The organism is Frankia sp. R43, from assembly GCF_001306465.1.
Taxonomy (GTDB): domain Bacteria; phylum Actinomycetota; class Actinomycetes; order Frankiales; family Frankiaceae; genus Parafrankia; species Parafrankia irregularis.
In genome coordinates, this window is sequence record NZ_LFCW01000003.1 from 799,888 (window position 1) to 826,875 (window position 26,988).

Annotated in this window: 24 protein-coding genes; 10 read left to right on the forward strand and 14 right to left on the reverse strand. The window is 70.8% G+C overall.

What is annotated here, in order from left to right:
• Positions 1–255 precede the first annotated feature (255 nt).
• From ACG83_RS16870 to ACG83_RS16880, 3 genes are all read left to right on the forward strand, one after another.
• On the forward strand, positions 256–2,685 hold the full coding sequence (locus tag ACG83_RS16870) for a diguanylate cyclase domain-containing protein (protein ID WP_054567104.1): 2,430 nt from the start codon (positions 256–258) through the stop codon (positions 2,683–2,685).
• 219 nt (positions 2,686–2,904) lie between these two features.
• Positions 2,905–3,150, forward strand: a complete 246-nt coding sequence (locus ACG83_RS16875) for an AbrB/MazE/SpoVT family DNA-binding domain-containing protein (RefSeq protein ID WP_054567105.1) — start codon at positions 2,905–2,907, stop codon at positions 3,148–3,150.
• The gene (locus ACG83_RS16880) at positions 3,147–3,554 is read left to right on the forward strand and encodes a type II toxin-antitoxin system VapC family toxin (protein ID WP_054567106.1); all 408 of its coding nucleotides are present in this window, start codon (positions 3,147–3,149) and stop codon (positions 3,552–3,554) included. The genes ACG83_RS16875 and ACG83_RS16880 overlap by 4 nt, the downstream gene beginning before the upstream one ends.
• A gap of 115 nt (positions 3,555–3,669) precedes the next feature.
• Here ACG83_RS16880 and ACG83_RS16885 read toward each other — a convergent pair whose 3' ends face one another.
• Positions 3,670–4,155 carry a MarR family winged helix-turn-helix transcriptional regulator gene (locus tag ACG83_RS16885; protein WP_054567107.1) on the reverse strand — a complete coding sequence of 162 codons (486 nt, stop codon included), beginning with the start codon at positions 4,153–4,155 and terminating at the stop codon, positions 3,670–3,672.
• Between the two features lie 131 nt (positions 4,156–4,286).
• Here ACG83_RS16885 and ACG83_RS16890 point away from each other — a divergent pair, with 131 nt between their 5' ends.
• The gene (locus tag ACG83_RS16890; protein WP_054567108.1) at positions 4,287–5,633 is read left to right on the forward strand and encodes an erythromycin esterase family protein; all 1,347 of its coding nucleotides are present in this window, start codon (positions 4,287–4,289) and stop codon (positions 5,631–5,633) included.
• A gap of 220 nt (positions 5,634–5,853) precedes the next feature.
• Positions 5,854–7,083: an MFS transporter gene (locus ACG83_RS16895; RefSeq protein WP_054567109.1), complete on the forward strand. Its 1,230-nt coding sequence runs from the start codon at positions 5,854–5,856 to the stop codon at positions 7,081–7,083.
• A 100-nt stretch (positions 7,084–7,183) separates the two neighbouring features.
• Here the strand turns inward: ACG83_RS16895 and ACG83_RS16900 are convergent, their stop codons facing one another.
• From ACG83_RS16900 to ACG83_RS16930, 7 genes are all read right to left on the reverse strand, one after another.
• The gene (locus tag ACG83_RS16900; RefSeq protein ID WP_054567110.1) at positions 7,184–7,672 is read right to left on the reverse strand and encodes a hypothetical protein; all 489 of its coding nucleotides are present in this window, start codon (positions 7,670–7,672) and stop codon (positions 7,184–7,186) included.
• A 6-nt stretch (positions 7,673–7,678) separates the two neighbouring features.
• The gene (locus tag ACG83_RS16905) at positions 7,679–8,299 is read right to left on the reverse strand and encodes a GNAT family N-acetyltransferase (protein WP_054567111.1); all 621 of its coding nucleotides are present in this window, start codon (positions 8,297–8,299) and stop codon (positions 7,679–7,681) included.
• Positions 8,300–8,512: 213 nt separating this feature from the next.
• The gene (locus tag ACG83_RS16910) at positions 8,513–9,403 is read right to left on the reverse strand and encodes an ABC transporter permease (protein WP_235497950.1); all 891 of its coding nucleotides are present in this window, start codon (positions 9,401–9,403) and stop codon (positions 8,513–8,515) included.
• Positions 9,400–10,140 (reverse strand): ABC transporter ATP-binding protein, encoded by a 741-nt coding sequence (locus tag ACG83_RS16915; RefSeq protein ID WP_054567113.1) that lies wholly within the window; start codon positions 10,138–10,140, stop codon positions 9,400–9,402. Before ACG83_RS16915 ends, ACG83_RS16910 begins: the two co-directional genes overlap by 4 nt.
• Positions 10,141–10,142: 2 nt before the next feature.
• A complete protein-coding gene (locus ACG83_RS16920) occupies positions 10,143–11,378 on the reverse strand; it encodes an ABC transporter substrate-binding protein (RefSeq protein ID WP_152991405.1) in 1,236 nt (411 codons plus the stop codon).
• A 116-nt stretch (positions 11,379–11,494) separates the two neighbouring features.
• A complete protein-coding gene (locus ACG83_RS16925; RefSeq protein ID WP_083473298.1) occupies positions 11,495–12,184 on the reverse strand; it encodes a flavin reductase family protein in 690 nt (229 codons plus the stop codon).
• Positions 12,177–13,268, reverse strand: a complete 1,092-nt coding sequence (locus ACG83_RS16930; protein ID WP_083473299.1) for an urea carboxylase-associated family protein — start codon at positions 13,266–13,268, stop codon at positions 12,177–12,179. The genes ACG83_RS16925 and ACG83_RS16930 overlap by 8 nt, the downstream gene beginning before the upstream one ends.
• A 153-nt stretch (positions 13,269–13,421) precedes the next feature.
• On the opposite strand from ACG83_RS16930, the gene ACG83_RS16935 reads away from it, so the two are divergent.
• Entirely contained in the window at positions 13,422–14,114 is a 693-nt protein-coding gene (locus ACG83_RS16935; protein WP_063793100.1) for a GntR family transcriptional regulator, read from the forward strand.
• 54 nt (positions 14,115–14,168) lie between these two features.
• Here ACG83_RS16935 and ACG83_RS16940 read toward each other — a convergent pair whose 3' ends face one another.
• The 3 genes from ACG83_RS16940 to ACG83_RS16950 form a co-directional block, all read right to left on the reverse strand.
• Positions 14,169–15,971 carry a multicopper oxidase family protein gene (locus ACG83_RS16940; protein WP_083473326.1) on the reverse strand — a complete coding sequence of 601 codons (1,803 nt, stop codon included), beginning with the start codon at positions 15,969–15,971 and terminating at the stop codon, positions 14,169–14,171.
• A gap of 163 nt (positions 15,972–16,134) precedes the next feature.
• The gene (locus ACG83_RS16945) at positions 16,135–18,537 is read right to left on the reverse strand and encodes a protein kinase (RefSeq protein ID WP_054567116.1); all 2,403 of its coding nucleotides are present in this window, start codon (positions 18,535–18,537) and stop codon (positions 16,135–16,137) included.
• 142 nt (positions 18,538–18,679) lie between these two features.
• Positions 18,680–19,342 (reverse strand): TetR/AcrR family transcriptional regulator, encoded by a 663-nt coding sequence (locus tag ACG83_RS16950; RefSeq protein WP_054567117.1) that lies wholly within the window; start codon positions 19,340–19,342, stop codon positions 18,680–18,682.
• Positions 19,343–19,579: 237 nt separating this feature from the next.
• Between ACG83_RS16950 and ACG83_RS16955 the strand changes: the two genes are divergently transcribed.
• Positions 19,580–19,981 carry a cupin domain-containing protein gene (locus ACG83_RS16955; protein ID WP_054567118.1) on the forward strand — a complete coding sequence of 134 codons (402 nt, stop codon included), beginning with the start codon at positions 19,580–19,582 and terminating at the stop codon, positions 19,979–19,981.
• A complete protein-coding gene (locus ACG83_RS16960; protein ID WP_083473300.1) occupies positions 19,978–21,555 on the forward strand; it encodes an MFS transporter in 1,578 nt (525 codons plus the stop codon). The genes ACG83_RS16955 and ACG83_RS16960 overlap by 4 nt, the downstream gene beginning before the upstream one ends.
• 82 nt (positions 21,556–21,637) lie before the next feature.
• On the opposite strand, the gene ACG83_RS16965 is transcribed toward ACG83_RS16960, so the two are convergent.
• The 3 genes from ACG83_RS16965 to ACG83_RS16975 all read right to left on the reverse strand — a co-directional run bounded on the left by ACG83_RS16965 (position 21,638) and on the right by ACG83_RS16975 (position 24,416).
• On the reverse strand, positions 21,638–22,084 hold the full coding sequence (locus ACG83_RS16965) for a peroxiredoxin (RefSeq protein ID WP_054567309.1): 447 nt from the start codon (positions 22,082–22,084) through the stop codon (positions 21,638–21,640).
• 104 nt (positions 22,085–22,188) lie between these two features.
• The gene (locus ACG83_RS16970) at positions 22,189–23,796 is read right to left on the reverse strand and encodes an MFS transporter (protein ID WP_063793101.1); all 1,608 of its coding nucleotides are present in this window, start codon (positions 23,794–23,796) and stop codon (positions 22,189–22,191) included.
• 50 nt (positions 23,797–23,846) lie between these two features.
• Positions 23,847–24,416 carry a MarR family winged helix-turn-helix transcriptional regulator gene (locus tag ACG83_RS16975; protein ID WP_054567119.1) on the reverse strand — a complete coding sequence of 190 codons (570 nt, stop codon included), beginning with the start codon at positions 24,414–24,416 and terminating at the stop codon, positions 23,847–23,849.
• Positions 24,417–24,503: 87 nt separating this feature from the next.
• Between ACG83_RS16975 and ACG83_RS16980 the strand changes: the two genes are divergently transcribed.
• A complete protein-coding gene (locus ACG83_RS16980; RefSeq protein ID WP_054567120.1) occupies positions 24,504–25,922 on the forward strand; it encodes a DHA2 family efflux MFS transporter permease subunit in 1,419 nt (472 codons plus the stop codon).
• Positions 25,910–26,878 carry a zinc-binding dehydrogenase gene (locus ACG83_RS16985; protein ID WP_054567121.1) on the forward strand — a complete coding sequence of 323 codons (969 nt, stop codon included), beginning with the start codon at positions 25,910–25,912 and terminating at the stop codon, positions 26,876–26,878. The genes ACG83_RS16980 and ACG83_RS16985 overlap by 13 nt, the downstream gene beginning before the upstream one ends.
• Positions 26,879–26,988 lie beyond the last annotated feature (110 nt).

Genomic DNA, 26,988 nt, shown 5'->3' on the forward strand with positions numbered 1-26,988 from the left:
CGATGCCCGGGCCCGCTGTGGACCTTCGCGGCGTGCAAGGTGCACCATCCGGTGGCCTGACCGGCCCGAAAGGATCGTGGTCGGCGCATTAGCGGACTTCTTCCTCCTGCACTAGCGTGGAGGTTGTTGCTGTTCGCATCCACATGCTGACCTTGGGTCAGATGGTGGTGGCGGGGGCTCGCCGGCGTGATCCGGTCCGGCTGGCAGCACGATCCTCGCCGGCGGAGCCGACGAAGAGCCCAGGCGGAGAGGATGATGTCGCACGCGGAGCTCACTCGAGGCATCGCACCGGAGCGGGAAGCGCCGAACTGCGGCGCGGCCAGGTTCCGCCGAATCGTCGTTGTGTGCGCGGTGGTCGCGTCCGTAGCCCTGCTTGCCCCCTTCGTCCTGCCTTCGCGCGTCGCCGAGCTGGCCGTCGGCCTCGGCGGCATGGCCGCGATGGGGCTCCAGGGTGGCTGCGAGCTCTGGTCGACGCGGCGGGCGAGGGGCGCCGAGCGGCGCTGGAGGCTGCTCCTTCTCACCGGATGGATCGGCGTGGCGATCGGCCTCCTGATCACATCCGTCAGGGCGTTGTTCCTGGGGCAGAACCCTTTGCCGCCGCTGTCGGGGACGGAGCCCGCCTATCTGGCGTACATTCCAGCGTCGATCGCCGCGGTGCTCGCCTTCCCTGCCGACCCGCTCAGGCCGGAGGACGAACCGGCGGGAACTCACGGCACTCGTTGGAAGGTCGTCACCGTACTGGACGCGGTGCTTCTCGTCGGCTCGCTGAGCCTGCTCGGCTGGGTGGTCGTCTTCGGCCCGTTGGTGCGCGCGCGGGCACCGGCGCCGGCCTCGCTCGGAATCCTGCTGGCGTTCGGCCTGGGATGTTTCCTGCTGCTGATCACAGTTCTGCTCGTCGGGGTGTTCCGGCGCCCCCGCTGCAGGGAATCATTCGCGCTGCTCGGGGGCGGGCTCGGTTCCATCACCGTACTTCTGCACGTGTCGCTGTACTTCATCGCGAGCGGCCGGCCCGAGCCCCTGCAACTGGTGGCCAGCAACACCGTCGGCACGATGATGATCGGGCTCGCCTGTATCGTGCCGCCGCGGGCGCGGACGGACCGTGCTGTCTGCCCCGCCGCCGTTGGTCTCGGATCCGCTCCCGGCGGCCTGGCCCGGTGGCGTGCCCGCTGGGCCGGCTGGCAGGCCGGGCAGGGCCCCCGCTGGGCGAGACTGCTCCTCCCATACCTTCCGCTGGCCGCCCTGGGCGTGCTGGTGGCCGTCCAGATGGCGACGCGGACGCAGGTCGGACCGAGCGTGCTACTCGGTGTCCTCCTGCTTGTGCTCGTCGTGCTGATCCGTCAGCTGCTGACCTTGGCGGACAACATGAGGCTGCTGGACAGGGTTGAGCAGAGCCGTCGGCAGCTGCGCCACCAGGCGCTCCATGATCCCCTGACCGGGCTGGCGAACCGTGCCCTGTTCGGCGACCGGCTGGAACACGCGGTCGCTCGGCGGAGCCGCGGCCGGCTGTCGCTGCTCTTCTGTGATCTTGATGACTTCAAGACCGTCAACGACACGCTGGGGCATTCTGCCGGCGACGAGCTGTTGCGGTTGGTCGCTCGGCGGCTGCTCGGCTGCGTCCCGTCGTCGGACACGGTTGCCCGCCTCGGGGGCGACGAGTTCGCGGTCCTCCTGGAGGACGAGACCGTGGACGCCGAGGCGGCCGGCAGGAGGGTGCGCGCGGCCGTCAGCGCGCCGTGCCGCCTCGCCGGGCAGCCATACGCCGTCCAGGTGAGCCTTGGCCTGGCAGTCGCCGAGCCGGGATCTCCGATCAGCTCCGAGAGTCTGCTCCAGCAGGCAGATCTCGCCATGTACGCGGCCAAGCAGCGGGGCAAGGACCGACTGGTCGTCTACGATCCCGGCATCGTCGCCCACAGCGGCTCGTTGCCGGCGCACCGTGCACTGCACCAGGTGTTGCGGGGAGATCCCGCGGGTGGCGTCCTCGACGTTCTGTACCAGCCGATCGTCGATCTGACCCACGGTCACCCGGTGGCCTACCAGGCCTCGGCGCGGTGGCGTCACCCGGTCCTCGGGCATCTCACAGGCGAACGGACGGTCGCGGTGGCGGCCGGCGCAGGGCTGAGCCACCAGCTCGAACAGGCGATCCTCGACCGTGCCTGCCACGACATCGGCCGCTACCGAAGGCGGACAGGAAAGAACGTCGCCGTCTACGTCAGCGTGTCGGTGGCACGGCCGACCCGCGACCTGCCGGCCGACATCGAGACGGCGTTGGCCGCCTCCGACCTCCCGGTGCAGGCGCTGGTCCTCAGGCTGTCGGAAACGGAGCGCCTCGATGAGCGGGCCGCCGACAGCCTGCGTACCTGTGCCGCCCGTGGGCTGCGCCTCGCACTGAACGGCATCGCCGGCAACCACAACAGTCTTCTGTCGCTCGACGAGCTGCCCATCGAGATACTCATGTTCGACAGCTCGCTCGGCGGTCGTGTCCCTGGCGGCGTGGGCCGGGCCGACCTGCTCCGCCATGCGGTGATCGCCTTCGCTGAGGACCTGGATCTCATGGTCATCGCCACCGGCGTCCAGAGCCGGCAGCAGGCACGTTCACTGGCGCGCCACGGATGCCGCTTCGGGCAGGGACAGCTGTTCGGACCACCGGCCGCACTGCCCGGGGCGACCGGTCGCCCAGCGGCCTAGGGTCTCGCGGCGCACGCGACTTCTCGTCGGCTTGGTCGCTCGGGTCTCGCGTCCTGTGTCACCAGAATCGAATCACGAGCCGTGCGGCCGCGACGGCTGATGGGCGGACTGTCGTCTTCGGCGCCACCGCGCGGGTGATCGTGGATGTCGACTCTGGTCGCGGTCTTGACCCTGGCCGCGGAGAAAGCCTTTCAGGGCAGTCGATGGTAGATTTCTGGCATGCGCACTGCCATCGACGCTGCGGGGCGTGTCGTCATCCCCAAGGCGCTGCGTGATGCTCTCGGGCTCACGGCGGGTCAGCCGCTGGAGATCGCCGAGCGAGACGGGCGGCTCGAGATCGTTCCGGCGCCGACACCGATGACGCTGGTGGACGAGGGTGACGGCGTGGTCGCCATCGCAGAGGCGGACATGCCGGTGCTGACCGCTGATCTGGTACGCACCACGCTGGAGCGAACCCGGCGATGAAGGCTGTCGACACCAGCGTGGTCGTGGCCTGCTTCGCCAGCTGGCACGAGCACCATGCCGTCGCGCGCAAGGCCATGGCCAGCCATCCGCGCCTGATCGCACATGCGGCGATCGAGTCCTACTCGGTCCTGACCCGCCTTCCGCCTCCGCACCGGGCGCAGCCGTCGACCGTGCACACGTTCATCACCGAGCGGTTCACTGATCCGTTCCTCACCCTGTCGGAGACGGGCTACCAGGAACTCCTGGCTGTTCTGGCGGCCGGCCAGATCCTGGGCGGCCCGGCCTACGACGCCCTGATCGCCTTCACCGCGGCCGAACACCAGGCGACCCTGATGAGTCTCGACCAGCGAGCTACCGCGACCTACGAAGCCATGGGAGTCACCGTGGACCGACTCGCTTCCTGATCAGGATTCGCGGACGGCGTTTCTGCGGTCAGGACCGCCACCGCTGCCTGGACGTCATCGCCGGCCGCCCGCAGGGGCTGTACGTGCATGGGTCCAGTGACACGGCGGGCGGGTGTCAGCCGGCGGGGCGCCGGTAGCCGGGATGAACCCCCGGGGTCAGGCCCTGCTGCTCGGCGATGCGGGCGAGCATGCCGCGCAGGGCCGAACGCTCGGAGGCGGTCAGCGCGGCGCACAGGTCGCCCTCGTGCGCCATGCCCACCGCACCCATTTCACCCATGAGGCGTTCGCCGTCGCCGGTGAGATGCAGGGCGTAGGACCGCCGGTCGGGGCTGCCGCGGCGCCGTTCCACCAGGTTCCGCCCCTGCAGGGTGTCGACGAGCACGACGAAGCGGCTGGGCGGGGTGCCCAGCCGAGCCGCGTAGGTCTGCTGGCTGAGCCCGGGTGACACCGCGATCATGCGCAGCAGCCCGGCCTGCGCCGGTGTCAGGTCGAGTTCGGCGACGCGGTCGGCGAAGCGTGCGGCTGCGTGCGCGCCGAGCTGTGCGAGCAGGAAGGCGACTCCTCCCTGGCTCTGGTTCGGTTCGTCGCACTCCTCGGACACCAGCGAAATACTAGCAGCTTGATAATGATAGACACTCGTATATGGTTCACGTATGTCTATCGATGGAGGAGTCGTCATGCCCTCACCGTGTGCTGCCGTCGTCCCGTCGCCACCCGTCCGTTGAGACGCCAGTGCCGACCGAACCGAACTCATACGGCACGTCCCGCCGAAGCCTGCTCCGGGCGGTGGGCGGTGGCGCCCTGGGACTCGGCGTCGCGGGTGGGGCCCGGCCGGCGGTCGCGGCCGAGCCGACCGCCGTGCCTGATCCCGTTTCCAGGTGGATCAGCGGTCACGCGCACGGCATCGCCAGCATCGTGCCCGGCGCCGCGCCCGTCGACCTCGAGCCGCTGCGCACGATGATCGGTGACGTCGCGGTCGTCGGGCTCGGGGAATCCACCCACGGCGCGCACGAACAGCTCGGACTCAAGCACCGCCTGGTGCGGTTCCTGGTCGAGCGGGCGGGCTTCCGGTCGGTGGTGCTGGAGGAGGACTGGACCAAGGGCATCCAGATCGACGAGTTCCTCCGTCACGGCCGGGGCGACCCGCGCGATCTGCTCGCCGATGCCGGCACACCGTGGCAGTGCCGGGAGATTCTCGACCTGCTCGTCTGGATGCGGGAGCACAACGAACGCCATCCCACCGACCCGGTGCGGTTCGCCGGCGCCGACGTGGTCTCGGTCCGCGCCCTCGCCTACGACGCTGTCACCGACCACGTGGCCCGCCGCGCGCGGCGCCGCCTCGCCGACCTCAGCGCCCACTACGACGTGATCCGGCCGGCCGGCGCCATCGGCCCGCACATCGCCTGGTACCGCGGCCAGCCGGACAAGAAGCCCTACATCGACCACGCCCGCGCGGCGCGTGACCTCGTCGCCAGCCTTCCCGCCGACCCCGGGCGACGGCTCGCGCTGCGGCACGCCGAGGCGATCGTCGGCTTCCACGAGTACCACGCCACCTCCGCCGTGGCCGTCCGGGACCGCTACATGGCCGACACCGTCGCCTTCTGGCGCGGGTACACCGGCGGACGCTCGATCTACTGGGCCTCGAACGTTCACAGCGCCTGCGGCGACCCGCTGACCATCTCCTATCCGCCGTTCCCGCCCTCGACGCAGACGAGCGCCGGCGGCATCCTGCGGCGCCGCTACGGCGACCGGTACCTGTCGGTCGCCATGACCTTCGACCACGGGGAGGTCAACGCGGGCTACCCGCTGCAGCGGTACGCCGTCCCGCCGCCGGCCCCACAGTTCACCGACACCGCGTTCGCGCCGGCCGCCACGGCGGCCGACTACCTGCTCGACCTGCGATCGCCCGCCCCGCCGGCCGTGCGGAGCTGGCTTCGGGGCCCCGCCGTCCTCCGCGCGGTCGGCCCCAGCTACGACCCCGCCAACGACCCGTCCTACTTCATGTCCGGGGGCAGCCTGCGCGGCTGGTTCGACGTGCTCGTCCACCAGGGGGTGGTCACCGCGACCACGCCGCTCTGAGGCACTCGTTGGCGTGGGAGACCCGAAAGATCTACTTCGACGGGATTCCGCGGATCACCCGGGCACATCGCAAGTTCGTCACGGCTGTCGTCACGGCTGTCGCCGCCGCGGGTCCGCGCCGGTGAAAGTGGCCACGCACGCGGACGTGTAGCGAACGGCGGGATCTCCGGAAGTGTCACGGGATCACGCCTGTCGTCCGGCGGTGGTGCAGGTTGGCCTCATGAGCAACGAGATCGCCGTGTCCCCGCCGACGTCCTCGCCGACCGGCGGGGCCGTCACACCGGCGGCGGCCTGGACACCGGTGGCCGCACTCACGTCGGGGACGACCGTGCTCGTGACCAGTGAGTTCCTGCCCGCCGGCGTGCTGCCGAAGATGGCCGCGGACGTCGGTGTCAGCGACGGGGTCGCCGGCCTGGCGATCGCGGTCACCGCGATCGCCGGTGCGGTGACCGCGCCCACGATCGCGCTCGTCCTCCCGCGGGCCGACCGGCGCACGGTGCTCGTCGCCCTGCTGGCCGCCGGCGCGGTCGCCAACATCACCGTGTCGGCCGCCCCGAACTTCGCCGTCCTGCTGCTGGGCCGGCTCCTGCTCGGCATCGCGCTCGCCGGCTTCTGGTCGTTCGCCTTCGGCGCGGGCGTGACCGTTGCCCCGGGCAGGTCGAGCGTCGTGTCGACCGCGCTCGCCTTCGGCGTGAGCCTCGCGACGGTGCTGGGTGTGCCGCTCGCCGCCCTTGTCAGCAACGACGTCGGCTGGCGGGCCGCGTTCGCCGGCGCCACCGTCATCTGCGCCGCCGCCGCGACCTGGCTGGCGTGCACGCTTCCGCCGGTGCCTGCGCATCCGTCCGCCGGCCTGCCGATGCTGCGCGAGGCTGTCGGGAACCGGCGGCTCATGGCGGGGATCGGGTGCGTCGTCCTGGTCGCGTTCGGGAACTTCGCCGCCTACCCCTACATCAGGCTCGCGATCGAACGGGTGACCTCGGCCCACACGACCTGGCTGCTCGTCGCGTGGGGCCTCGGTGGCATGGCGGGGAACATCATCGCCGGCGCGCTCGCCGCGAGGCTGCGCCCACTGGCGGCCGGGGGACCGGCCCTGCTGGGCGTGAGCCTGGTGATCACCGCCATGGCGGACGCTCCCGTGCAGCTCGTGATCGGGATCGTGCTGTGGGGGTTCGCGTTCAACATGGTGCCGGTCGCCACCCAGCTGTGGGTCACCAGAGTCGAGCCGGAACGCGCCGAGTCCGCGATGTCTCTGCAGGTCACGGCGTTCCAGGTCGCGATCACGGCGGGCGCGGCGATCGGCGGCGTGCTGCTCGACGCGCATGGTGCGCGGTCGCCGCTTCTCGTCGGCGCCGCCGTAGCACTCGCCGCCGGCCTCGGGTTCGGGCTACTGCACCTGCCGGCGGCCGACAGCAGCGTCATCGCACGTCGCGCCGGCGGCGCGACGCCGTGATGAGACACGAAGCTCGGCTGCTACCGAGGGCGCTTAGGCGAGCGGGTCGGAGTGGAAGCCGCTGATCGTGGGGGACGTCGGACGTCTGTCCGCGGAGTGCTCAGCTGGCTCGCGGCTGGGGCGGTGCGGGCGTCGGAGGTGGGCCGTCGAGCCACCACGCCGACCGTGCCTCCTCGTGCAGGCCCTTGAGAGTGGGGTACCAGCTGCTGTTCTCGGCGAAGTAGCTCCTCATGGCCGGCGACGAGTCGAAGAGGTCCAGGATCCACGCGCGCCAGGATTCGAGATCCTTCTTGGAGTACTCGGGTTTCCGATCCCAGATGCATTCCAGGATGTCGAGGCAGAACTCGGTGATCGCCAGTATCTGATTGCGATCCTGGCGTGTCGAATCCGTCGGGATCGGCTCGTCCTCATAGAAATGGGGTCGCCACTGAGGGTACTCGATGAATACTCTGTCCACTTGGAGTGCCAGATCGGTTGTACTGTTGTAGGTGGTGACTGTCCGATTTTGCCTGGCATCCGAGACGGACAGCGCCGTCGCGCCGATGGAAAGCATCAGTGCGACGACCGCGACAATGTTCGAGGTTTCCATCCGAGGTCACTTTCCAGCTGTCGCGATGACAAGTGGGTGGTCGGGTGGGAGGTCGTAGCCCTCTTCGTACAGTGCTCGAACGAGATTGGTCAGCTCGTCGCCGGTCGGCGGATCGGGCTGGGTGGCCGGCGCCCACATCAGGAGCATCGGTTGTTCGCCGTCTCCCTGGAGAAGTGGAACCCGGAAGTTGACGGTGGGTAACCTGCGGGCGCCTCTGTTCTCGTAGAAGCAGATACGCCGTCGGCGTGCGGCGGTCGTTCCCGGGTCGATGTCCGGCTCGTTGGGGTCCTCGACCTCGAGGACAATCGCTGTCACCCCCCGATGATGCCGGGCATCGGTGCAGATGTGATACCAGAGCTCGCCGCCGAACCCGCCACCGCGGTACCTCTCGTCGATCGCGAGGTATTCAAGATAGAACATCCGAACCGACCTGAGCACGTAGGCCGACGCAAAGCCCAGTGCAGTTCCCTCGTCAAGCGCGACGTAAGCGATGCGAACACCCTCGTTGACATCCCGCACTATCTCCTCGAACGGCATCCGTTCGCCCGCGGGGAAGGCCTCCAGATAAATCCGCTCCACTGAGCTGACCTGCGATGGATCGAGATCGGACAACGCCGTGACGCGCATACCAGGCATAGTAGCCGGTTTGGTGGCATCCCCGTATGGAGTACCGCAGAAGTCGATACCTCGACTGGTTCTGGCCGCGACTGGTTGCGGGGCGGTGATCGTGGGTGCCCATGAATGCCTCTGGTGAGGGCGCCGCCGGGGCACTCGCCGCCGGTCTCGAGTGCGGGCTGCCACGCCTGCCCCGGGGCTGACGACAGCGCCGCCGCACGCCCGTCAGGCGCCGTGGTACCAACGTCCCACGCAGCGTCGGGACATCCACCCGAAGCCGACGAAGACGGCCGCCCCCAGGGCCGAGGCCACCAGAACCGAGGCAAAGAGCTCCGGCGACTGGGCACGGGCCTGGTAACGGCTTATCAGGGCGCCGATTCCCGGATCGCCCTGCCGGAAGAAGAAGTCCGCCACGATCGCGCCGACCACCGCGAGGCCCGCCGAGATCCGCGTTCCGGCGAAGATCGCGGGAAGGGCGGCACGCAGTTCGAGGCGGGTGAGGACGACCCAGCGGGAAGCCCGCTGCAGGGCGAACAGCTCACGCTGCGCCTGTTCCACCGAACGCAGGCCGAACATCGTGTTCGACACGATGGGGAACAGGGCGATCAGCACGCACACGATGACCCGTGCGAAGAAGTCGAAACCGAACCAGAAGCCGATCAGCGGCACCAGTGCCAGGACCGGAATGCACTGGAGCATCACGGCGTATGGGAAAAGGGAGCGCTCCAGCCAGTCCGCGTGGTTCATCACGACCGCCCACAGCACGCCGAGGACCAAAGCCGCCGCCAGTCCGGTGAACGCCACCTGTGCCGTCCGCCACAGAGCGGTCGCGATGTCGGCGCGCACCTTCGCGTCCCCGAACGCCACCGTGGCGACGGTGTGCGGTGGGGGCATCAGGAAACGACGGGAGGCATCGAGGGCGAGATAGCTGACGGAATACCAGACGGCCAGTATCAACCCGGCGACCAGCACGGGTGGGACGGCCATCCAGGCCCGTCGCCCGAGCGGGGATCCGGGCCGGGTGCGGAACCGGGGCCAGGTCCGGCCCCGGCCCCGGCCCCGGCCCTGGGCCGGGGAGTGGCCCTGCGACTGGGCCCGGACCGATATCGCGTTCACGGCGTGTACCCCTTCCGCAGGGCGAGGCTGATCCGTTCCGAGAGCGCCCCGAACTCGCCCGAGAACCGCAGCCTGGGGTCGCGGACGTCCCCGAACGGCACGTCGACCACGTCGACGACGCGCCCCGGCAGGCCCGAGATGACGACCACACGGGTTGCCAGATAGACGGCCTCGCTGACCGAGTGGGTGACGAACACCCCGGCGAACCGGCGGTCGACGAACAGCCGCAGCATCTCCTCGCCGAGCCGCTCCCGGGTCAGTTCGTCGAGCGCACCGAACGGTTCGTCGAACAGGAAGAGATCCGGCTCCATGGTCAGCGAGCGGGCGAGCGATACCCGCATCCGCATGCCGCCGGAGAGCTGATGTGGCAGATGTTTCCCGAAGTCGGTCAGTCCGACTGTGGTGAGCGCCTCCGCGGCCAGTTCCCGCCGAGAGGATTTCGGCAGCCTGGCAAGCCGGGGGAAGAGCGCGACGTTGTCCAGCACGCTCAGCCACGGCAGCAGCGTCGCTTCCTGGAACACATATCCGAGCCGGTGCGTGCCGATGGTCACCGTGCCGCGGGTGGCTGTGCTGAGCCCGGCCGCGATGCGCAGAAGTGAGGACTTGCCGCAGCCGGAGGGGCCCACCACGGAGACGAACTCGCCGCGGCTCACCGCCAGATCGATCTCCTGCAGAGCGGTGGTTCCGTCCGGGTAGGTGAGGCCGACGCCCCGGAAGTCCAGCATGGGGTCCGACATCGCTAGTCCTCGGGGCTGTCGGCCGCGCCGGTCGTCCCGAGCCCGATGCCCGGGTCGAGGAACCTGTTGGTGAACAGGTCCGTGGCCTTCAACCTGTCGGCCGGTGCGGTGCCGTTCCTCGTCAGGATCGGGGTGGTGATGTCGAGGATGGTCTGTACCCGGTTCCCGTCGAAGTCGCCGAGGGTGCCGTTGCCGCCGTTGCTGACGACTCCCGTCGTCAGCTGGCTCTTCGCGGAGTCCGCGGCCTGCCCTGCGGTGTACACCCAGCCGTTGTCGAAGGCGTCGACGGCCTTGATGATCAGTCTGTTCGCCGGTTCCGGGTGGGCGAAGTAGTCGACTGTGGACTGCTGCACCACCGGGATCAGGGCGCTCAGACAGGCGGACTGCGCGGTCACGTCCCTGCTGCGGACCGACAGTGCCACCGCGTACAGCGGATAGCCGGTGTCGCTGATCAGCTGGTACGCGACCGGCTTGTGCCACTGGGGCAGCTCGTTCCGGTAGAGGTACGGCTCGACGGTGGCGAAGCCCTGCTGCGCGGCCTTGCCGCCGGCGGCGAGGAAGGTGGCCGGCGAGCCGTCATAGCTCCCGTCGACCTGGTCACGGCGCAGGATGCTGTTGCCGATGAGATAGTCCATCCAGGTGGCGCCGTCGAAATAGCGTACGGTCGCGCCGGCCTTGCCCAGCTCCTTGATCGTGGACACGCCGGGGTATGTCCCGGGATCCCACATGATCATCCAGGGGGCCTTGTCGAAGGTGGCGAAGACCTGGGTGACGGGGTGTTCGGCGGAGTTCTGCACGGCCTCGTCGGTGTTCACCCAGCCGAGCAGGATGTCGGGATCGGTGTACATCTCGACGGCCACCGACTGGTTGCCGATCGCCGGACCGCCGGACCGGATCTCGACCTCGACACCGGTCCACTCACCCTTCGCGTAGAGCGGGCCGCGCACCTGCTTCCTGGCGTCGTCGAGGACCGGGTTCGGGCCGAGCAGCTGGTAGAGCCCGCCCTGCTCGGCCTGGGGGTTCCAGTCGGTCTGGATCACGACCTTGGCCGGGCAGACCTTCGAAAGGTCGACGGAGCCGATGGTGAGACCCGCGGTGGAACCGGCCTGCGAGGCACCGGCACCGCTGTCGGCGCAGGCGGCAAGCGCCGGCAGCGCCACCGCGCAGAGTGCGGCCGCGACGCGGCGGAGGTAGCGGTGTGCGGCCCGGCGCTGACGGCGCCCGGGATTCGCGTTCATCGTGCTGTCTCCTTCACGAGGACGGATATGTGGAGCGGCGCCGGCGGGGAGCGCGGCGGGTGGGAGAGGTGAGGGATGCGGGGGAGGCGAGGCTGGGGCCGGGCGGACGGCGGGCGTCACAGTGAGTCGATCTCGGTGTGCCGGGCGGGCGCAGTGGCCGCATCGGCGGCGTTCAGGGCGAACCGGTCCCGGGTGGTGACGTAGAAGCTGGCGCCGAAACGCCCTACCGGGTGGTAGTCGGCGAGCCGCACATGCCAGCGCTCCTGGTCGACCAGGCCCGCACGCGCCCACAGCTGCCAGATCAGGCCGAGGAAGATCTCCCGGGTGGGGGTCTCGATCCGTTCGTGCAGCGTGCACTCCAACGCCACCGGCGCCTCGGCGATCCGCGGCGGCCGGACCTGTGCGCAGGGCACCGCGGTGAGGCCGACCTCGCGCAGTTCGTCGATCTCGGGTGGATGCGGAAAGCCGCAGTCGTGCATCTGCTGCGCGATGGCCTCGTCGACCAGATGCACGACGAACTCGCCGTTCGTGCCGATATTGGCCGCGGTGTCCTTCTGGAGGCCGGACCGCCGGTCCAGGCTGATCATCACCAGGGGTGGATCCTCCCCGGCCATGGCGAACATGCTGAACGGCGCCGCGTTCACCCTCCCGTCGGCGTCCACCGTGGTCACGAGCGCGATCGGGCGCGGCACGATCAGGCCGGCCATGAGCTTGTACCGCTCGTACGGGCTCAGCTCTCCCAGCGCCACGCGCAGCGCAGGCGCGTCCGCGTGCGTGTCCGTCCGGGCGCCCGCGGGTTCACGCATGGCTGGCCACCCACCACGACAGCAGGACGTCGCGCAGGGCGGCCGCGGCGTCCGCGCGCGCGCCGGGTCCGACGGCGTCCAGGGCCGCCTCGTCTGTCGGGCTGAGCTCGACGGGTACGTCGACCAGGCGGATCGGGGTGCGCGGGAAGTCCGGGACGTAGTGCGGGTCGCGGATCAGCCGGCGCTCGGCGCGGATGTGCGGCTGGCGGAACTGCGCGGGCGTGCGCTGGGAGTCGTACGCCCGCAGCGGGGGCACGGCGTCGACGTCCGCGCGGGCAGCGCTGGAGAGGATGGCGAGCACCGGCGACAACGAGTAGTTGCTCGTGCCCATGATGTCGTTGCCACAGGTGTTGGGGATCGCGAGCACGTCCATCAGGGCGAGCAGCTCGACATGGTCGCCCGGCCCGGTCTGCTGGCGCAGGATCTCGGGCCTGCCGTCGACCACCCGGGTGGCCATGAACAGGTTGAACGAGTCGTGTACGTCGTCGGGGGTGAGCCCGTACTCACGCTGGGCCTCGGCCTGGATGTCGGCGCAGTTGGTGTGCGCGGCGAAGCCGTGGGTCGACTCGTACATGGCGGCGCTGCAGCGGGGGAACAGGGTGTCGTTCAGATGCGCCGTGTCGGTGAGCAGATACATCATCGCCCGCTCCCGGGGCGGTGCGGACCACAGGAAGTCGCCCTGGCCGGGGTTGAGGCCGTGCAGCGTGCGGGTGCGGCCCACGTGCATGAACTCGCGGTAGTCGTGGAGGCTGAAGACGTTCAGGTCCACGCACTGGTCGCCCTCGATCTGCTCGATCCGCAGGATCTGCCCGGCCCGTACCTCGATCGCCCGGCCGGTGCCGGGTGCGATCTCCCAGCGCGCCAGCTCGGTCCGTCTCCCGGCGCTCGGCTGCGGCGTGATCGCGTGCTGCCAGTGCCACGGGCGGCCCGTCACCCGGGGATGTGGCCGGCTCCGGATTCCCCGCGCCGACTCGGTCAGCGCCAGCCGCACCAGCTCTGCCCTGGTGGGTGCTTCGCGTGCCGCCACCGAGGCGTCGACGAGCTCCAGCTGCTGGTCGGTCAGCCTGAGCACTACGTACGGCATGGTGGCCCCTCGTTCTGTATACGGAAGCTTCAATTTCGGTATACGAACATGGCCATCTTTCGGATACGTACCGATGCCGTTTCGTCGATGTATCGAGGTCTTCTCGTCGACCAGGCTGATCGTTTCCGTATACTGGGCGGCTAGACTCGCTCCATGAGTGCATCGCCCGCTCGCCCGGCGCAGCGTGCCGAAGCGGCCTTCATCAGCTTGCGCACGGCCATCGTCGAGGCCGCCCTCCTGCCCGGGACCAAGCTGCCGGAGGACGTCCTGGCCGCGCAGTACGACGTGAGCCGGACCCTCATCCGCGCCATCCTGGCCAGGCTCGTCACCGCCGGGCTGGTCGAGTCGGGCAAGGCCAAGTCGGCGACCGTCGCAAGCCCCAGCGCTGCCGAGGCCAGGGAGGTCTTCGTGGTACGCCGCTGCCTGGAACGGGAGGCGGTGCGACTCGCGGCAGCCGGATGGAGCCGCGACGCCGCCGCCGAACTGCGCCGGCACGTGAACGCCGAGCGGGAGGCCATGGCCCTGGGGGACCACCGCGTCTCCGGGCGGCTGGCCGCGGAGTTCCACCTCAGGCTCGGGGAGTACAGCGGCAACTCCCTGATGGAGCGCTATCTGGCCGAGGTGGTGTGGCGCTGCGCGCTGATCCTGTCGGTCTACGGCCACCCCCACGACCAGAACCAGTCCATCGCCGAGCACGAGGAGCTGATCAACCTGCTCGAGTCCGGGGACGCCGACGGGGCGGAGCAGCTGGTCCTGCGGCATGTCAGCGCCGTCGAGTCGCGCGCGCTGGTGCGCGGCCCCGAGACCCGGCCGCAGGATCTCGCGGTGATCCTCAGCCGCTACTGACGCTACTGCCGTCCCGCCGGCCGCCCGGCGACCGGATCCGGCGGCCGCGCGAGATCAGCCGACGACGCGGAAGGGCAGCATCATGCAGTCGTCCTCGTGGTCGAGAACGTGGCAGTGCCAGACGTATCCCTGCAGGGTCTCGCCGTCCGGGCTGAGGAAGGGCGAATCGGGGTCGAAGCCCAGCTCGTCCGCGGTCGGAAAGCGCACGAGGACCCGGGTCACCATCTTGCTCGGGGCACGGACCGTGTCCTTCCATCCGGCTTCCCACGCCGCTGGCCGCTGCACCGGCCGGCCGAGGGTGAAAGGACCGACGGGCGGTGCCCACCGGGTACCGAGCGCGGGGCGGGGGTTGAGCAGCACATAGCTGGTCGCGTCGAACGCCTGCCGGTGCAGGATTCGGAACTGGACGAGGTGCAGGTGAATCGGGTGTTCGTCGTCGGTGGTGTTGACGATGTCCCACTGCTCGACCGAGCCCTGACGGGGCCGGTCGATGTCGGTGTCGTGGAACCGCAGGTTGTTCAGCGTCATCTTGGCCGGTGGCCAGCGGACGGCGACCAGCTGGCTGACCGTGACGGTGCGCACCTTCTGCGGCGTCGGCAGTGGTGGCAGGACGGCCGGCTGGCTGGTGCCGCCGCGCAGTGACGCGGGCGGTCCGCCGGTCACCCCCTGGGCCGCGCCGACGGTGAACCGCATGACCCGCGGCAGGACGTCGACGCCGATGACCGTCGACTGGGCCGGCGGTGCCTCGTCGTTGCGCAACTCACACTGCGTCCCGGGGGGTAACGCCGAGAAGTCGACGAGCAGGTCGTAACGCTCGCCCGCGGCGATGTGCAGGTCCGTCGTGCGCACCGGCGCGTTCAGCAGGCCGCCATCGTTGCCGATCACCCAGAACGGCATCCGGTCGGCGAAGAACAGGTGGTAGGTGCGCAGGTTCGCGGCGTTGAGGAGCCGGAACCGGTACAGCCCACGGGCGACGGTGAGGTTCGGGTTGACCACCCCGTTGACGACCACCGTGTCGCCGGTCATGCCACCTTCCCAGGTACCGGCGGCGACCAGCTTGAAGACGCGGAAACCGAGCGTTCCGTCGGCGTTGAACATCTTGTCCTGCAGTACCAGCGGGACCTCGAACTCGCCGCTGGGCAGGCCGAGCGGGTTACCCGGCCGGCCGGTGTCGTACCGGTCGCGCACCAGGCACATGCCGGCGAGCCCCGCGCACACGTTCAGCCTGGTGATCCCCATGGCATGGTCGTGGTACCACAGCGCGGTGGCCTCGAGCCGGTTCGGGAAGTCGTGGACGACGTCACGGCCCGGCAGGAACGTCGCCATCGGGTGGCCGTCGGATCCCGGTGGGCTGGGAGCCCCGTGCAGGTGCAGAACGGTACGCGGCGACGTGCGGTCGAGGTCGCTCGCACCGTCCAGGGCGGTGTCGACGTCCGCGGCGTAGATGTGCGGCCCGAGCCGGTTCTGGTGAACGATCCTCGTCGGGATCCCGGCCTGGACCTCGATCGTCGGGCCCAGGTAGGGCTGCCCGCCGTAGCCCCAGGTGCGGGCCGTGCCGAGATCCCGGTGGAAGCGATGAGTGCCCTCGGCCGCGGCCAGCGTCAGGTCGCCGGTCACCACCGGCGGGACCGCCAGCTCGTCCACATAGGGCGTCAGCGGCGGGGAGTGGAACACCAGGTCCGGGTAGGGCGGCGCGGCCCACGACCGGACCGCCCCCGCGTTCAGCGCCCAGCCGACACCCGCGCTGGCACCCACCCAGCCGGCGACGGCACCGGCCCGCAGGACGCCGCGACGACTCATCGGCCGCGGGTCGGGCTCCTGGCCGTCATCGGTTTCCCGTGGCCGCTGCCGACTCATCTGCACACTCCCGATCGCCGCCAGACCGGACGTCCCGCCCGCGTGAGGTCATCGTGTGCCAAATATATGATCACATATACCTCCGGCGGGGACAGTACCATCCGGGGTTCTGCACGGTTGACCGATTCGGAATTCTGATGACCCGGACGGCCATCCGGAAAAATCAGGTGCCGGGTTGCCTGGCCGGAATGGTGCCGCGCATGCCGAAGTGAGGTGAGCACATTTCGGTGCTGGACCGGAGATCCGCGTGCCACACGCAGATCCACATCGTGTATCCCGCGACTGGAACGAAGTTCGTCTTCCTGGCGCCCCAGGACGCGGAGAAGGTGTACGCGATTCCGTCGCTGCGGAAAAGTTCGGCGACGCAGGACTGGGTCAGCGACGTGTTGAGCACTCCCGCGAGTGCGCCGGAGCCGTTGTCGGACAGCCACGCGGAACAGGTCGCGTTGTCGCCCACCCAGTAGGTGTCCGCCTCGGAGCCCGGAACCTGTGTCGTGTCGTCGCCGCCGTTGATCCCGTTGATCGAGGACGAGGTCAGGTGCGGGCCGGCCTGCGCGGCGGCGGACTGCGTGGCGGTGTTCGCCGGCCCGGCGCTCGAGGTGGCGGACGTGCTGGAGGCGCTGGGCGAGATGGTCGCCTCGGTGGACGGCGAGACCGGTCCGCTCGGCCCCGGCGACGGCGACCGGGGCGTTTCGGCCGTGAGTTCGGTGTCGGCCGAGGCGGCGGGGGAGACGCGTGCCGCGGGATGAGTGGGAGACCTCCCGGGATACCGGGACAGCGCGAGCGCTCCCACCACGACCGTCAGCACGAGCACGACGACGCCGATGACGGCGGCCCTGCGCCCCAGCCGCCGTCGCCGCCGCCTCCGCCTGCTCCGCGGCCCGGTCCGCGGCCTGGCGCCCGAACTGTCCGCCGACGGCTCCGGACCACCCGGGACGACGTCGGCCGCCAGCCCGGACATCCCCGGGGCCTGGCTGTCCGCCGCCGGCGGGCCAGACTCCGCCGCCGGTGGTACTGCCGCCGGTGGTACTGCCGCCGGTGGTACTGCCGCCGGTGGTATTGCGGCCGGTGGCATCGCGTCCGCCGGCATCGCGGCTGGTGGCGGCGGGTCGTCCCAGGAATGCCGCGGTGGGAGTCCGGGCCCCGCCGGGAACGGCGGCGCGACGGTCGTGCCCGGCAGCCGGGGCGGTACCAGGGGCACGAACCCGACGATCGCCCTGGTCGGCGGGAGGGAGACAGACGCCCCTGGGCCCGCGCGATCCTCCCGCCCGGCCAGAGCGACGGTCGCCCGCTCCAACAGCGACGTTCGTGCCGCCTCGGCGGAGCTGTTGAACAGGTCGAGAGTTGGCATCGTGCCGGGAAGCTCCGGGCGGGGACAGTTCTCGACCCGCACCTGCACCAGCGTCCGCGCGAGGGTCACCGCGTCCGCGCCGCGCACGGTGCCCCACCCGGCCTGCTCGAACTCCGACTCCAGGTAGGAATCGGAGAGGAGGACCAGGGTGCGGGCACAGTGCCCGACACCGGCACGCACGTCGGCGGTCCATCGCGGCCCTGCGGTGCCGTCCCGTGCCTGAAGCAGAACCAGGTAGCCGGCGGTCTCCAGGACCCAGGCGACCCAGTCCGCCCAGTCCTGATCGGCGCTGGCGTAGGAGATGAAGAAGTCCCAGTGCGCCCACCCGGGCGGACGTTCGGTGGCGGCCCGAACCGTCGCGTCGAGATGCAGCGGCGACCGCCCGCGCGCCGCCCAGCCGACACCGAACACGGCGGTGGCAGCGGACGCCAGCTCGAGCGCGAACGTGGCCGCGTCCGGGGGGCGGTCAGCGGGGGACTTGGCCAGCGCGCGTGACACCACTTCGGCCAACGGAGCGGCCACACCGGTCATCGGTGGCGGTGGCTCGCTCAGCTGGCGGCCCAGCAACGCCAGCAGCGGCAGCTTCGGATCGAACGGCAGCCGTCCGGTGAACAGGCTGTACAGCACGATCCCCAGCGCGTACAGATCGGTCCACGGCCCCAGCTGGCCACCCTCGATCTGTTCCGGGGCCATGTAGGCCGGGGTGCCGGCGATGCCGCTGGTGGTCGTCCCCGACCCGTCGAACAGTTTGGCGATGCCGAAATCGGTGACCTTGAGCGTGCCGTCACCGGCGAACATGACGTTGTCGGTCTTGATATCGCGGTGCAGGACCTTGTGGCGGTGCGCGTGCTCGAGAGCCGCGGCGATCGCCAGCGCCGCCGCGCAGATCTCCTCGGGGCTCATCGTCGCCCGCCGCTCGGTCAGCGTGCCGCCGGCGAGCAACTCCATCACGACCATGCACAGGCCGTGGTCCTCGACATAGTCGTAGACCCGCACGACGTGTGAATGATCCAGCCTGGCCAGCACCCGTGCCTCGGCGGCGAAACCGGCCGCGGCCGCCGCGGTGCCGCGGGCCTCCATCACCTTGATGGCCACCGGCCGGCCCATCTGCCGGTGCGTACCCGCCAGTACCAGCCCGAACGCCCCTGACCCGAGCTGCTCACCCAGAACATAACCAGGCAGGGCCTTCGCCACCCGGTCCCGGTCGACGATCATTGATCGTCCCGCCGGGCCCGTCGTCGCACACCGTCTCCATGAGGCGCCATCGGGTCCGAGCGTAATAGTCCGCCACGAAGCGCCACGAGGTGCCTCCTTCCCGTGGAAACGGGCCGGGTCGGCGATCGTGACCGCACGGGCTCTACGTGTGATCGGGTTCGCCGTCCGCCGGCAGGGCCCGGAGGAATCCGTCGACGAGGCTGCGCAGGCCGAGGGCATAGGTGTCCCGGCTGGCCAGGGTGGCCCAGCGCTCCGCGAGCGCCGCGAGGTGCGGCAGTTCGGTGGCGTCGACCGCGCGGATGAGGTCGTCGCGCCGGGTCGTGCCGGGCTTCTCTGCCTGCTGACGGTCGTGGTTCGCGCGGACGAGTACCTCGCCGGCGGTGTAGTACCAGATGGTCCGGTACAGGTCGACGGCCTGCTCCGGCGTGCATCCGCACTCGACGGCCCCGGCGAGCAGCGCCTCCACCATCCACAGCGCCGCCCGGCCCACCTGATCGTCCTGGACGAGCACGCTGACGACCCACGGCCAGGCGGCCAGGGTGTCCCGGATGACCGTCGCGGCCGTGATGACGCGTTCGCGTGGGTCGGCGGGCATGGCCGGACGGGGCATGCCCGCCGCGTAGTCGTCGAGGAGCTGCGTGAGCAGGTCGTCCTTGTCGCGAACGTGGTGGTAGAGCGTCGTTGACGCGGTGCCGGCCTCCGCGGCGAGCCGGCGCATGGTCAGCTTCTCCCAGCCGTCCCGGTCGATCAGGCGACGGGCGGCGGTCATGATCTCCGCGCGGGAGGTGCGGGGCGGGCGGCCCATACGCCCGCGCGCCGGGGCCGACGGTTCTGCCGCTGTCACGGGTTCATCATGCCCGGGCCGCACGGCGCCCCCGGAGTGTGTCCTGGATCACGCTGCGCGGTTGCCTCTCGACCCTGATCGTCGCGCGGGCTACTTTTCGAACATGTTCCTAAAGTCTCCGCAGGGTGGGGCGGCGCATTCCCAGCCCCCTTGCCGTCCGGCCGGAGATCCGCGCACCCGCCCAGGAGGACCGCTCTCATGGACCTGATCCCTGTCGATCTCCGCACCGCCGTGCTGCGCCTGCGCCCGGGCGGAACCGTCACCGTCGAGCCGCGGCGGATGGACGCCGATGACGAGGGCTGGACCGTCGCCGTCACACACGCGGAGACCGACCAGGACGTCCACGGTGACCACTGGGAGGTGCATCCCGAAAGCGACGAGGCCGTGTGCGTGCTGTCCGGACGGGCCCGGATCAATGTCGGGCTGGTCGGCGCGGTGCGGCCGGAGGAGGCGGACGGCGCACAGACCGTCGTCACCCTGGCTGCCGGGACCGGGCTCGTCGTTCCGCGCGGGCGCTGGCACCGATTCGAACTGGATGCTCCGAGCGACCTGATGAGCATCGCGCTGCGCTCCGGATCCCGGCTGGAGCGGCGGGCATGACGGGAACGGGCTCCCGGACCACCGCTCCTGCCGCTCCGCCGAACCCGCCGAACCCGGCGAACCCGGCGGACCCGGCGGACCCGGCGGACCCGGCGGACCCGGCGGACCCGGCGCCACCGGAAGGCCTGTCGGGGCGGACCCTTCAGTGGCTGCTCGTGGTCGTGTTGCTGGTGCAGGCGATGGTGGCGCTGGACACCTCCGTGGTGAACGTGGCGCTGCCGGACATCCAGTCCGCGCTCGACTTCAGTCCCGGGGGCCTGACCTGGGTGGTCAACGCGTACTCCCTGGCGTTCGGCGGCCTGATCATGCTGGGTGGCCGCACCGGTGACCTGGTCGGGAGGCGCCGGGCGCTGCTCGCCGGACTCGTCGTCTTCGGCGTGGCGAGCCTGGCCGGCGGGCTCGCCCGGACGCCGGGGGAGCTCATCGCGGCCCGAGCCGCCCAGGGTGTCGGCGCGGCCGTGCTCGCCCCCATCGCCTTCACCCTCATCGCGGTGTACGTGCCCGCCGGGCCGGCGCGGGCCCGGGCGCTCGGGCTGTGGGGGGCGGCCGCCGCCGTCGGCGGCGCGGTTGGTGTGCTCGCCGGAGGAGCGTTGACCCAGTGGGCGGGCTGGCGGGTCGTGCTGTTCCTCAACCTGCCTGTCGTGGGCTTCCTGCTGGCCGCGGCCCGCCGCGGCGTCCCCGCCGACCGCGGAGAGGTCTCCGCCGACCGCAGGGAAGCCGCCCCCACGCCGCGGCCGGACGTCGCCGGAGCGCTGCTGGTCACCGCCGGGACCTCGGCACTCGTCCTCGGAGTCATCCGCACGGACGCGCACCCCTGGGGGTCGGCGACCACGTTGCTGACCATCGCCGCGGCTGTCGTCCTGCTCGCGGCCTTCGCCCTGGTCGAGACCCGAGCGGCGGCGCCGCTGCTGCGAATGCGGCTGTTCACGCATCGCTCGGTCGTCGTCGCCAACCTGTTCGTGCTGCTTCTGTTCTCCGGCCAGTTCGCCGCCTTCTACTTCGTCTCGCTCTACCTCCAGCAGGTGCTGAACTATTCGGCGGTGGCCACGGGGGGCGCCTTCCTACCGTTCTGCGCCGGCATGCTGCTCGGTTCGACCACGGCATCCCGGCTGGCGGCCCGGATCGAGGGGCGTCTCCTGCTGGCGGTCGGCGGGGCACTGGCCGCGGTCGGGTTCGGCTGGTTCGCCGCGGCACTCGGAGCAGACGGGAGCTTCCTCACGTCCATCCTCGGGCCCTCGATCGTGACGAGCGTCGGAATCGGCCTGTGTGTGGTGCCCATGGGATCGGCCGCGACGGTCGGTGTCGCCCCGGCCGAGGCGGGGATGGCCGCCGGGCTGATCACCAGCTCCCGGCAGATCGGAGGCTCGATCGGCCTCGCGGCCCTGGCGACCGTGGCGACAGGGGTGACCGGCCGGCACGACGGCGGCGGCCCTGCCGCTCTCGCCGCCGGGTACGCGACGGCCGTCGGCATCAGCGGCGTGCTTCTCGGCCTGGCCGCCGTACTCGCGTTCTTCGCACTGCCGGTCAGTTCAGCTGGATCACGCACGCCGGTGACGAGCCAGCAGGACGTATGACCGGCGGCGCCCACCGGCGGGTGCCGCGGAGCCGCCTGAGACGAAGGAGCGCGGGAACAGGACGTCCCGTGGACGAGCTTGCCTATCCGCCCAGCGCGGCCAGCGCCTTGTCCGCGTGCGTGTTCATGTTCAGCTCACTGTTGATGGCCTCGATGATGACCCGGTCCGTACCGATCACGAAGGTGGCCCGCTTGACCCGCAGCAGGTCGATCGACCGCTTCACGCCGAAAATCCGTGCCACGACACCGTCGGCGTCCGACAGCAGCGGATAGTCGAAGGCGTGCTTGTCGGAGAACTCCTTCTGCTTGGCGACGGTGTCGGGGCTGATACCGATCCGCTGCGCGCCGACCTTGGCGAACTCCGCCGCGAGGTCCCGGAAGTGGCAGCTTTCCGCGGTGCAGCCCTTGGTCATCGCCGCCGGGTAGAAGAACAGGACGACCGGGCCGTCCGCCAGCAGCGTGGAAAGCCGGCGCGGGGTGTTGGTCTCGTCGGGGAGTTCGAAGTCCGGCACGGTGTCGCCGACACGCAGCATCTGTGCGCTCCTCACCTCGGGCTGGACGCCGAGCCGGTATCGGAACCGGCTCCGTGCCCAGGGCCGCCGGCATGACGGCCTCATCCGTACACGGTAGTCCTTCACCTACGCACCGGTTCGCGGGCTTTCCGGGACGGATGCCAGGTGACGACCGCGATGGCCGCGACCAGCACGATCACGGCCACCACCCGCAACCCGGTGTCCATCCCGGAGGTGAAGGCCTGGACGACGGCCGCGTGCGCGTCCGGCACGGCACCGGCACCGGCACCGGTGCCTTCTGCGTCGAGCCGGGCGAGCGCCGCGGAGACGGTGCGCGGGGTGCTGCCGCCGGCCGGATCGCGCAGGACGGCGGGTAGCTGACCGGTGAAGCGGGAGACCATGACGGTTCCGACGGCGGCGACCCCGAGTGCGCTGCCCAGCTCACGGGCGGTGCTGTTGATGCCCGCGGCAACCCCGGCCTTCGCGGGCGGCAACGCGTGCACGATCCCGTTCGACAGCGCGGGAAGGGCGAGCCCGCAACCGGCCGCGACGACGAGGAGAAAGATCACGTAGAGCCGGTAGGGCGTGTCCGGAGTAGCTGTCGAGAGCAGGAGCAGTCCGGCGACGATCGATCCGAGGGCGAGCCCGGCGACCGCACGGTGGCCGATCCGGTCGCCAAGCCCGACGCTCACCTGGGCGACGACAACCATCGCCACCGCCATCGGAACGATTCCGAGGCCGGCGACCAGTACGGAGTATCCCTTTCCGTACTGCAGGTACTGGGCGTTGACATAGAACAGGGCGTACAGGCCGAAGAAGGCGACCAGCATGCCGAGCGTCGCCGCGCGCAGGCGGGGGATGGCGAACACCCGCGGGTCCAGCAGCGGATGAGCCCGGCGCAGCTCGTACCAGGTCCAGCCGGTGAGGCCGGCCGCGGCGAACGTGAAGGCGCCGAGCACCGGCACGGTCACCCAGCCCCGGTCGGGCCCCTCGATGATCCCGTACAGCAGGGCGAGGAACGACGCGGTGAGGCCGACCGTGCCGGCGACGTCGAGCGGGTGGGGCTGCCGGGGCGGATTCGGCGTGGTCCGCGCGGCCAGCACCAGCAGGAGCAGCGCGATCGGGACGACGGCGGCGAACAGGGCACGCCAGGAACCGAGCTGTACCGCCAGCCCACCCGCGGCGTTGCCGACGACGCCGCCGACGCCCGTCATGGCGGCCCACGTGCCGACCGCCGCCTGCCGGCGCTCGACCGGGAACACGTTGATGATCAGGGCGAGCGTGCTGGTCAGGATGCAGGCCGCCGCGGCGCCGGTGACCGCCCGGCCGACGAGCATGACGGCGACCACCGGGGCGCCGGCGGACACCGCGCCGCCCAACGCGAACACCGCGAGGCCCACCAGCAGGGTTCCCCGCCGCCCGAAGCGGTCACCGACGGCACCGGCGGGGATCAGCAGGCAGGCGAAGACGATGACGTACATGTCGACGATCCACAGCAGCGCGGCCGCCGACGGATGCAGGCCGCTGGCGGCGATGTCGGGCACCGCCAGGTTGACCGCGGCGACCATGCCGACGACCAGGACGACGCACGCCGACATCACGGCGAGCACCACGTTCGGACTCGCCGCCGACGGGTAGGTGGCCGGCCCGGGTGCCCTCACGGGCTGACGGTAGCCGTGGGCGACCGGTAGCGCCCGCGCGGTCGGCGCGGCCCGAAACGCTCCTGACACCGCCAGGCCGGTCCGGTCCTGGTCGGTTCCGTCCTGGTCGGTTCGGCCTGTTACCGACGATCCACGATGTCGTCGAGCGCGTCGCGGACGACGGTGAGCAGGGCGACGAGCTGCTCCTGCTCGGCGGCGGTCAGCTGGCTGGTGGTGTGGCGCTCGAGCTCGTGCCACGCCGCGCGGGCGGCGGGGGCGAGGTCGCGGCCGCGTGGGGTGAGGCTGACGATCATGGTGCGCCGGTCGTCGGGTGACGGGGTCCGGGCGACGAGGTCGGCGCGTTCCATGGCCTGGAGCGTCGCGGTGACCGTCGATCGATCCCGACCGAGGTAGTGCACCAGCTCGGTCTGGGGGACGGGCCCGTGCTCGTCGAGGAAAAGCACCACGATCTCGTGGGGGGTCGTCACGCCGGCGCGCTTCAGCAGATCGTCGCCCAGCCGGGCGTGGACCCGGATGGTCTGCAGCAGCAGCGAGCCGAGCGGCGCGCCGTCAATGGTCGTGCCGACGTGCCGCCGCCCCGGCTCGCGAGGTGCGCGAGGTGCGCGAGGTGCGCGACGTGTGTGGGGCGCGTGAGGTGATGGTTCGCGGTGCGATGCCGCGGCATCCTCGCCGCGCGACGCCTTCGCCATGGTGTCAGCCTACCTCGCACTGTTGGCATGCCAACAAATCTCGTGCATATTGTTGGCATGCCAACAACCTCCCTGGATTCGTCCCGGGTGCCACCACTGGATCGCGACCTGCTTCGGCTGATGGCCGTGTTGCTGCTCGGCGCCCAGGCGGCGTTGCTGGACACGACGATCGTCGCGATCGCCCTCGATGACGTCGCACGAACCTTCGACACGACGGTCGCGGTGGCGCAGTGGGCGACGAGCGGCTATCTGCTCGCGATGACGTCGGTGATCCCGTTACTGGGCTGGCTGGTCGATCGGTGGGGCGGCAGGCGCGTCTGGCTGGGCGCGATCTCGATTTTTCTGCTCGGGTCCGTGCTGTGCGCGCTGGCCTGGTCGATCGAGAGCCTGATCGCGTTCAGGGTGGTCCAGGGCCTGGGCGGCGGCCTGGTCCTGCCACTCGTGCAGACGATCCTCGCGCGGGCGGCCGGTCCGGCGCGCATCGGTCGGGTCATGGGCCTGGTCGGCATCCCCGGCCAGCTGGCCCCGATCCTCGGGCCTGTTCTGGGCGGCCTGCTGCTGGGCCTGGGAGGTTGGCGCTGGCTGTTCCTCGTCAACGTGCCGATCTGCGTCGCCGCCCTCCTCCTGGCCCATCGGTATCTCCGGGTGGCCACCGACGACAGTCACGCTCACCTGGACCGCATCGGTGTTCTCCTGCTGACTTCGGCGGCGGTCTCGATCCTCGCCGGGCTTTCCGCGGTCCCCGGCGAGATCGACACGGTCGTCCCGCCCGGCGTCCTGATCGCGGCGGGTCTGCTCCTGCTGGGCGTCTTCGTGCTCCACGCCCGCGGGCTCGGCCACCGGGCACTGGTGGATGTCGGCCTGCTGCGGCTGCGGTCGTTCGCGGCCGCCACCACGGCGATGTTCCTGTTCGGGCTCTGCCTGTACGGGCCCATGTTGCTGTTGCCGTTGTTCTACCAGCGGGTCCACGGGTTCTCCGAAACCGAGGTCGGCCTCCTCCTGGTGCCCCAGGGAGTCGGCACGATGATCGCGCTCGCGGTCATCGGGCGATGGGTCGACCGGACCGGCCCCCGGGGGGTCGCGGTGCTCGGCGTGGTGCTCGCCTGCGCCGGTGTCGCCCTGATCGCGTCGACGGGCCCGGCCGCCGCCATCACGACGCTGTCCGCGGCGATCTTCCTGCTCGGCGCCGGGATCGGGTCACTCGGCGTCGCGGTCTCGGCGGCGAGCTACCGCGACCTGGAACCCGCCGCGTTCGCCCGCGGAACCAGTCTGACCAACGTCGTGCAGCGGCTCGGCGCGTCGTTCGGCACCGTCGTCGTCGCGCTCATCCTCGAAAGCCAGACCACCGCGGCCGGGACGGAGTCCGGCGCCGCGTTCGCCGTCACGTTCTGGTGGATTCTCGGATTCGCAGCGGTGACGTTCGTTCCGGCCGCCTTCCTGCCTGGTCGTCAGGCCAGGCGCCCAGGTCCCGTCGAAGATCCCAGGAGTGTGCCATGCGTGCCGTAATCGCAGACCGTCCCGGCGGCCCCGAAGTGCTGCGCCCCGTCGAACTGCCCGACCCGGAGCCGGGCCCCGGGCAGGTCCGAGTCGCGGTGGAACGCGCCGCCATCACCTTCATCGACACCCAGCTGCGCGCCGGCACCTCACCCGGCCCCCGCGTGACCTTTCCGGTGATCCTCGGCAACGGTGTCGGGGGTGTCGTCGACGCCGCCGCCGCGGACGTCGACCCGGCCTGGCTGGGTGCGAGGGTCGTCACAACCACCGGGGGCAGCGGCGGCTACGCTTCCGCCGCCCTGGCCCGAGCGGGCGACCTGCACCGTGTCCCCGCGGAGCTGACGCTCGACGAGGCCACCGCCGTGCTCGCGGACGGCCGCACCGCGCTCGGGCTGCGGCGCGCCGCCCACCCCGGTGCCGGCGAGGTCGTCGTGGTGACCGCGGCAGCCGGCGGAGTCGGTGGCCTTCTCGTCCAGCTCGCCGCGGCCAGCGGCGCGCGTGTCATCGGGCTCGCCGGCGATGACACGAAACTTGGCCAGGCGCGCGCTCTCGGTGCCCACCACGCCCTGAGCTACCGCGCCGCCGGCTGGGAACGGACGCTCGCCGGGCTGGCACCCGACGGCGTGGACGTGGTCTTCGACGGCGTCGGTTCCACGATCACCGAGACGTTGTTCCCGCTGGTCCGTCCCGGCGGACGCTATCTGCCCCACGGCGCCGCGGGCGGGCGCTGGGGCAGGATCGACCAGGCCGACGCCGCGGCGCGGCACATCACAATCCTGCCGATCGGCGCGATCGGCGCCACCGGCGAAGAGATGTTCGCCCTCGCAGTCGAGGCGCTTCGGCTCACCGCGGCCGGAACCCTGCGAGCGACGATCGGGCAGACGTTCCGGCTGGAGGCCGCCGCCGCGGCACATGCCGCCATCGAAGCCCGCACCGCGATCGGCAAGACCCTGCTGACGACAACCTGATCCAGCCGTGATTTCCGAAAGTTTTCGATCCGACAAGGGTTAGTTGATCGGATCAAAAGATCACGCCTCTGATGCCGTGTCGCAATCGAAAGTGATGCTGATTTCAATGT

Coding starts and splice junctions, on each gene's coding strand:
- ACG83_RS16975 (WP_054567119.1), bottom strand. CDS start 24,416: ATGGCGAAGGCGTCGCGCGGCGAGGATGCCGCGGCATCGCACCGCGAA.
- ACG83_RS16870 (WP_054567104.1), top strand. CDS start 256: ATGTCGCACGCGGAGCTCACTCGAGGCATCGCACCGGAGCGGGAAGCG.
- ACG83_RS16875 (WP_054567105.1), top strand. CDS start 2,905: ATGCGCACTGCCATCGACGCTGCGGGGCGTGTCGTCATCCCCAAGGCG.
- ACG83_RS16945 (WP_054567116.1), bottom strand. CDS start 18,537: ATGATCGTCGACCGGGACCGGGTGGCGAAGGCCCTGCCTGGTTATGTT.
- ACG83_RS16935 (WP_063793100.1), top strand. CDS start 13,422: ATGAGTGCATCGCCCGCTCGCCCGGCGCAGCGTGCCGAAGCGGCCTTC.
- ACG83_RS16960 (WP_083473300.1), top strand. CDS start 19,978: ATGACGGGAACGGGCTCCCGGACCACCGCTCCTGCCGCTCCGCCGAAC.
- ACG83_RS16925 (WP_083473298.1), bottom strand. CDS start 12,184: ATGCGTGAACCCGCGGGCGCCCGGACGGACACGCACGCGGACGCGCCT.
- ACG83_RS16900 (WP_054567110.1), bottom strand. CDS start 7,672: ATGGAAACCTCGAACATTGTCGCGGTCGTCGCACTGATGCTTTCCATC.
- ACG83_RS16915 (WP_054567113.1), bottom strand. CDS start 10,140: ATGTCGGACCCCATGCTGGACTTCCGGGGCGTCGGCCTCACCTACCCG.
- ACG83_RS16985 (WP_054567121.1), top strand. CDS start 25,910: ATGCGTGCCGTAATCGCAGACCGTCCCGGCGGCCCCGAAGTGCTGCGC.
- ACG83_RS16880 (WP_054567106.1), top strand. CDS start 3,147: ATGAAGGCTGTCGACACCAGCGTGGTCGTGGCCTGCTTCGCCAGCTGG.
- ACG83_RS16940 (WP_083473326.1), bottom strand. CDS start 15,971: ATGAGTCGGCAGCGGCCACGGGAAACCGATGACGGCCAGGAGCCCGAC.
- ACG83_RS16955 (WP_054567118.1), top strand. CDS start 19,580: ATGGACCTGATCCCTGTCGATCTCCGCACCGCCGTGCTGCGCCTGCGC.
- ACG83_RS16930 (WP_083473299.1), bottom strand. CDS start 13,268: ATGCCGTACGTAGTGCTCAGGCTGACCGACCAGCAGCTGGAGCTCGTC.
- ACG83_RS16950 (WP_054567117.1), bottom strand. CDS start 19,342: ATGGGCCGCCCGCCCCGCACCTCCCGCGCGGAGATCATGACCGCCGCC.
- ACG83_RS16905 (WP_054567111.1), bottom strand. CDS start 8,299: ATGCGCGTCACGGCGTTGTCCGATCTCGATCCATCGCAGGTCAGCTCA.
- ACG83_RS16895 (WP_054567109.1), top strand. CDS start 5,854: ATGAGCAACGAGATCGCCGTGTCCCCGCCGACGTCCTCGCCGACCGGC.
- ACG83_RS16920 (WP_152991405.1), bottom strand. CDS start 11,378: ATGAACGCGAATCCCGGGCGCCGTCAGCGCCGGGCCGCACACCGCTAC.